This is a genomic window from Actinomyces sp. ICM58 (genome assembly GCF_000283035.1).
Taxonomy (GTDB): Bacteria; Actinomycetota; Actinomycetes; order Actinomycetales; family Actinomycetaceae; genus Pauljensenia.
Genome location: NZ_ALIY01000005.1, coordinates 1 through 6,303, shown reverse-complemented (window position 1 = coordinate 6,303; position 6,303 = coordinate 1). Strand labels below are relative to the sequence as shown.

Here is a 6,303-nt window from a genome sequence, read left to right as displayed (position 1 = left end):
CCCCGCGCCCGGGATGGGTGAGCGCGAGGGGGCACCCGGGCCGCTCTCTCACCCTGCGCGCGAGAGCGGGAGGGGCCCCGGCCTCGTCGATGAGGGGCGTGTGGGATTGCCACGAGCGCGCGCACCCCCGCCGCCCCGGGCGCTAGGGTGGGTGCATGAGCGAAAACGTCGACCTGCGTGCCAGCGCCGATTCCCCCCTGCCCGCCTCCCACGGGGAGGGAAGCGGCCGCATCCTCTTGGCCGCGCCCCGCGGATACTGCGCCGGCGTGGACCGTGCCGTCGACGTCGTCGAAAAGGCCCTGGAGCTGTACGGCGCGCCCGTGTACGTGCGCAAGGAGATCGTGCACAACAAGTTCGTCGTCGAGTCGCTGACCAAGCGCGGCGCGATCTTCGTCCAGGAGACCGACGAGGTGCCCGAGGGGGCGCGCGTCGTCTTCTCTGCGCACGGCGTCTCCCCGGCCGTCCACGAGGCCGCCGCCACCCGCCACCTGGCCACGATCGACGCGACCTGCCCGCTGGTGACCAAGGTGCACCGCGAGGCCGTGCGTTTCGCGAAGGAGGACTACGACATCATCCTGGTGGGGCATCAGGGCCACGAGGAGGTCGAGGGCACGTTCGGCGAGGCGCCGGAGCATATTCAGGTCGTGGGCACCCCCGACGAGGTTGAGGGCGTCGTCGTGCGTGACCCCTCGCGCGTCGTGTGGATCTCCCAGACCACGCTCTCCGTCGACGAGACCCGCGAGACCGTGGACCGCCTGCGTCAGCGTTTCCCGCAGCTCATCGACCCGCCGTCGGACGATATCTGCTACGCCACGCAGAATCGCCAGGGCGCCGTCAAGCATATTGCGCCGCAGGTGGACGTCATGGTGGTCGTCGGGTCGGCGAACTCGTCGAACTCGGTGCGCCTCGTCGAGGTCGCGCTCGAGGCCGGGGCGGGCTCCGCGTATCGCGTCGACAAGGCCGACGAACTGCAGGAGGCCTGGTTTGAGGGCGCCCGCACCGTGGGTCTCACGTCGGGGGCCTCCGTGCCCGAGATCCTGGTGCGCGACGTCATCGAATGGCTGCAAGCGCAAGGATTCCCCACCGTCGAGGTGGCCCGCACCGAAACCGAATCGACGACCTTCGCGCTGCCGCGCGACCTGCGCGCCGACCTGAAGAACGCCGGAATGGCGCCCGCGCGCCCCCACGCGCCGCGCGTGGCCGGGCCCGACCACACCAGCTGAGACCGCTGCCTCCGCGCGCCTGACAGTGCGGTAAGCTTGTTGTGAGGGGCGGGGCTCCGCTGATTGTCAAGTGAACGTGGAGGTTTGCGCATGGATCCCATCGAACGAGTGAGCGACGCCGTTGCCGCTCTGGCGGGGCGCGACATGACGCGCGAGGATTGCCACCAGTTCATCTTGGAGGCCGCGCAGATGATGGAGCCGGTCAAACCGATCATCATTGGCGGGTCTGAGCAGGAGGAGACGCACATTCGGTGGCGCACCCCTGATCGTTCCCTGCGTCTGTCGGTCCGAGGGACGACCATCTACTCTTCGTTTGGCGATACCAGGCTCATCGAAAACGATGAATACTACAACCTGGAGTCGGAGGAACCCGAGTACAAGCCCTACCGGTGGATGATTGCGCTCGGGCCCGAGATTCAGGAAATCGACGTCAGGTCGAAGCCGTGCACCATGTGCTCGTGCTGGGACCAGTTCGACGCGGAGTTCGACCGTTCCATGTCCGACCTGGTCGACGGGCTGGGCATGATGCCGCCGCAGTGGCGCCCGCAGATCCGCTACCAGTGGGATCTGCGCGTCTGTGGCCTCGGTGTTCTCACCGCGTCGGTGAGCGCCGACGGCGTGGAGCTGGCCAGCGACGCGACCGGGGAGACGGTTCTTCTTCCCCCGGGCTTCCCCCTCGGCTTCGGGAGGGTGCTCGCCGGGCTGGCGGGCGGCGCGCGCCTGCGCGACGTGCCCATGCTGGCCTCCGGTGGTCTTGCGGTCACGCCCCTGAGCCCGAACGGTTCGGAGAGCCCCGAGGAGATCGAGGAGTTCGACTGGTTCGAGGAGGAGAACGAGCAGGGGTACGCGCCCGATTCTCAGGAGAATCGTCGGCCCACCCTCACGTTCGCGCAGCTGCGGGACCTCGCCGCCCAGGTCGCGTCTCCGGAGCCGTCCGCGGGTTCCCGAGACGAGGTGGAGACCGTTCCTATGCGCACCGGCCTGGCTTTCGGTCAGGTGTGCGGCATCGTGGACCAGTGGGCGAGGGGCGTGCCCGTGCGTGACGTTCTTGTCGCCAATGGGGGCGTTGCGGGGCAGTTCGATGGCCGCGATGTCTCCTTGGCCGGCGACGGCTGGATCGCGCAGGAGAAGGCGTCGTGGGGAGAATGGGTGCTCACCATTTCGCCGACTCCCGCTCGCACGCGCGTTGAGCCGCGCGCGGGGGCGGCTGCCGCCTGGCAGCTGTGTCAGACGATGACTCAGATGTTCGGTGCCGCGCGCTTCGGCGAGACTGAGGGCGATGCTGTCTATTCGAGGCTCTATGCGCTCGGGGAGCGCGGCGTGAGGGTCAGGAAGTCTGATGATGTGACGATCACCTTCGGCGACTTCTTGCAGCTGGCGCCCGTCGAATTCGCGCAGTGAGCCGAGCGCCCCGCGCGTCGGCGTGACGTGGCGCGTGGGGCCCGCGCCGCCGGGTCTGCTCGGATAGGATGGGGGCGTGTCTCTTACTATCGGTATTGCTGGACTGCCCAACGTCGGCAAGTCCACCCTGTTCAACGCCCTGACCCGCGCGACCGTGCTCGCCGCGAACTACCCCTTCGCGACCATTGAGCCCAACGTCGGCGTCGTCCCCCTGCCCGACCCGCGCCTGAACAAGCTCGCGGAGATCTTCGGCTCCCAGCGCATCCTGCCTGCCACCGTGTCCTTCGTGGACATCGCCGGCATCGTGCGCGGCGCCTCCGAGGGTGAGGGCCTGGGCAACCAGTTCCTCGCCAACATTCGCGAGGCCGACGCGATCTGCCAGGTCACGCGCGCCTTCTCGGACCCCGACGTCGTGCACGTCGACGGCAAGGTGGACCCGGCCTCGGACATCGAGACCATCAAGACTGAGCTGATCCTCGCCGACATGCAGACGATCGAGAAGCAGATTCCGCGCCTCGAGAAGGAGGTGCGCGGCAAGAAGACCGAGCCGATCGTCCTTGAGACCGCGCGTGCGGCTCTGGAGCTGCTGGAACGCGGCGAGCTGTTGTCTGGCCCCGAGGGCGCCAAGCTGGACCAGGACGCGCTGCGTTCCTTCCAGCTCATGACGTCGAAGCCCTTCATTTTCGTGTTCAACATGGACGCCGCGGAGATGGACAACGAGGAGATGAAGGACGAGCTGCGCTCCCTGGTCGCGCCTGCCGAGGCGATCTTCCTGGACGCCCAGTTCGAGGCAGAGCTGGTCGAACTGGACGACGAGGACGCCCGCGAGATGCTCGCCGAATCCGGCCAGGACGAGTCCGGCCTGGACAAGCTGGCCCGCGTCGGCTTCGACACCCTGGGCCTGCAGACCTACCTCACCGCAGGCGAGAAGGAGGCGCGCGCCTGGACGATCCACAAGGGCGACACCGCCCCTAAGGCCGCCGGCGTCATCCACACTGACTTCGAGAAGGGCTTCATCAAGGCCGAAGTCGTCTCCTACGACGACCTGGTCGAGGCCGGCTCCATGGCTGCCGCGAAGGCTGCCGGCAAGGTCCGCATGGAAGGCAAGGACTACGTCATGCACGACGGTGACGTCGTGGAGTTCCGCTTCAACGTCTGAGAAGAACAATAGGGGCCGATCAGTGTGAGTCCAGACGTCGACATATTTGACGAGCAGTCACCATGGTTTAAAACCTGGCGGAGTCCAGCCGCACTTGTCGTGGGGGATGCTCTATCTGTCACGCAGAGCCTGCCCGATTCTTCCATTGACATGGTGATGACTTCACCTCCCTATTGGAAGCAACGTCAATACGATGGTGGAGGTATTGGCCAAGAGAAAACTCCTGACCAATACCTTCGCTGCCTCCTCGATGTCTTCGGGCAGGTGCAGCGCGTGCTGAGGCCGACGGGCAGCTTCTGGCTCAACGTCGGCGATACATACGCGAGGAAGTCGCTTCAAGGGATTCCCTGGCGGCTTGCCATCGCGATGATGGACGAGCAGGGCTGGATTCTGCGCAACGACGTGGTGTGGTCCAAGCTCAAAGGCGGCGGCGCTGTTCGGGATCGACTGCGAGGCACGCACGAGATGCTCTTTCATTTCACCAAGAAGCCTCAGTACTACTTCGATTCCAGCTCTATTCGAAATAAGCCCAGGGCCGCGAAGGTCGTCAACGGCGCGGTCGTTTCCGCCACGGGTGTCTCTGGTGTGCGATACCGCAGGCGCATTGAGCTATCCACCGATTTGAACGACGCGGAGAAACAGCGCGCCATGGAAGCACTCGACGCGGTGCTCGCGCAAGTCGCGGCGGGTGAACTCTCCGATTTCCGGATGGTGATCCGCGGTTCCGGACAGAGGACTACGCACTCGGACAAGGCCGCTGTGTCGGGTCGGGCCAAGCAGCTGAGGGACGAGGGTTTTTACTTCCTGAAGTACCACCCCGATGGTGCCATGCCATCGGACGTGTGGGAGATCGTTCCTGAGGACACGCACAAGCGGGACGCCTCTCATTACGCGGCGTACCCTCTGGAACTGTGTATGACTCCCATCGCTGCGACGTGTCCCCCCGGGGGTGTTGTCCTCGATCCTTTCGTGGGCACAGGTACAACGGTTCTCGCCGCAGTGCAGCAGGGGAGGCGAGCTATCGGGGTGGATATGGCGCCGAGCTATATTCAGCTCGCAAGGGAGAGGGTTGTTCGTGGATAAGATCGTCGAGTTATTCGGAATCAATACGGATGCTCAGGGGATTGACTGGGGCACCATTGTTGCTCTGCAGCAATGTCCTTTCTCTGACAAGAAGTGCTTTAAAACCCGCAAGTCTGAACCAGACGTCGCAATTGGAACGTGCACGGTCCTAGCTGGACGGGCGATGGATTCTGTGATGATTTGTCCGAACCGGCTCATCGACCGGCACAAGATTTTTATTGACTGCATGCATCTGCTTACGAAGCATCAGCCAGGAAATGACTACCATCTCCTGTCGGAAATTAAGATTCCGGGTGGAAAGTTAGACTATGTTCTGGTGTCTGCTCGGGGGAGTCACGCGGTCGATTTTGTCGGTATTGAGCTCCAAACCCTGGACACGACCGGCAGCGTGTGGCCCGCGCGTATGAGCACGCTCAACCGTTTAGGTATTCCCGTGACGGTGCCTGAGGGCAAGCCCTATGGCATGAATTGGAAGATGACGGCAAAGACGATCCTTGTCCAGATGCATCACAAGGCGGCAACTTTCGCCAATATCAATAGGCATCTCGTGTTGGTCATTCAAGATCCCTTGTTGGACTATATGCGTCGAGAATTCACCTTCGATCACTTTACCGATCCAGCTGACGTGGTCGATACGGTTCACTTTCATAGCTATGGGATGCAGCCTCTGGAGCCGGGGCAACAGCGCTCTGATCTCGTTCTTCATAGCCGTATGTCCACCGATGTCGCGGGAATCGAGCGTTGCTTGGGGCTGAAGAACGATGCGGCTGTCGAGGAGTCTGTCTTGCTTGCGCGCATTTCCTCGAAACTCACTGACATGACGCTGTGGTCTCCATTGTGAGCCTCAGTGCGTTAAATTTGTTGCCTTGTAGTGGTGGGTATGTGGAATATGGTCCTCCTTCACCTCGCGAGCCATCAGCTAGTACGCCGTTTCGTGGCTTTTCTGAGGTGAGGTGGCCGGGTGTTGGTCGGGGTTGTGGGTAGAGGTCGAGGTCCTTGATGATGGGTGGATTTCTGCCCAAGAACTTTAGAGCCCTCATGAATGTCTCACGCTCCCTGTTGCTGCCCTGTGTCGCTTGGCCGTTGTGGTCGGTGCGATCTGCTCGTCGACTTGGAGGGTTTGCCCCTGGTTGCTGTCGCTCGGCGTGAGTGTGGTCTGCTTCGAGACAGTAGTGTCCCGCATAGTGGTGTAACCGTGTGGTGGTCGGCCCGTTTGATATGGGTGCGGTCACCGTGTGATCCTTCGAGAAAGCTCTCTAGTTCTGACTCGAAACGATTTGGAGGCACAACGATGACCGCTCCTCATATTATCGACCCTGCTGGCCTGCTTGGCGAGGCGTTGTCCCAGGCATCCCCGGATTTGATGCGTTCCTTGCTCCAGCACGTGATTAACGCGTTGTTATCAGCGGACGCTGATGCGGTGTGCGGGGCCCAGTG

General features: G+C 63.3%; 5 protein-coding genes and 1 pseudogene. All 6 read left to right on the top strand.

The window, feature by feature from the left end; genetic code table 11:
- The first annotated feature begins 155 nt into the window (after positions 1-155).
- A complete protein-coding gene (locus HMPREF1138_RS00140; protein ID WP_009055011.1) occupies positions 156-1,223 on the top strand; it encodes a 4-hydroxy-3-methylbut-2-enyl diphosphate reductase in 1,068 nt (355 codons plus the stop codon).
- A gap of 90 nt (positions 1,224-1,313) precedes the next feature.
- Positions 1,314-2,624 (top strand): hypothetical protein, encoded by a 1,311-nt coding sequence (locus HMPREF1138_RS00135; RefSeq protein ID WP_009055007.1) that lies wholly within the window; start codon positions 1,314-1,316, stop codon positions 2,622-2,624.
- A gap of 76 nt (positions 2,625-2,700) precedes the next feature.
- The gene (gene ychF, locus HMPREF1138_RS00130) at positions 2,701-3,783 is read left to right on the top strand and encodes a redox-regulated ATPase YchF (RefSeq protein ID WP_009055013.1); all 1,083 of its coding nucleotides are present in this window, start codon (positions 2,701-2,703) and stop codon (positions 3,781-3,783) included.
- 24 nt (positions 3,784-3,807) lie between these two features.
- Complete coding sequence (locus tag HMPREF1138_RS00125; protein ID WP_202898323.1) at positions 3,808-4,866, top strand: DNA-methyltransferase; 1,059 nt, start codon at positions 3,808-3,810, stop codon at positions 4,864-4,866.
- The gene (locus HMPREF1138_RS00120) at positions 4,859-5,707 is read left to right on the top strand and encodes a NotI family restriction endonuclease (RefSeq protein WP_039936217.1); all 849 of its coding nucleotides are present in this window, start codon (positions 4,859-4,861) and stop codon (positions 5,705-5,707) included. The genes HMPREF1138_RS00125 and HMPREF1138_RS00120 overlap by 8 nt, the downstream gene beginning before the upstream one ends.
- Before the next feature lie 450 nt (positions 5,708-6,157).
- Positions 6,158-6,303, top strand: a pseudogene (locus HMPREF1138_RS10975) (IS256 family transposase); the annotation flags it as partial.

What these genes read in the sequence shown, in the direction of transcription:
- HMPREF1138_RS00140 (WP_009055011.1), top strand. Translation starts at nt 156, where the DNA reads ATGAGCGAAAACGTCGACCTGCGTGCCAGCGCCGATTCCCCCCTGCCC.
- HMPREF1138_RS00135 (WP_009055007.1), top strand. Translation starts at nt 1,314, where the DNA reads ATGGATCCCATCGAACGAGTGAGCGACGCCGTTGCCGCTCTGGCGGGG.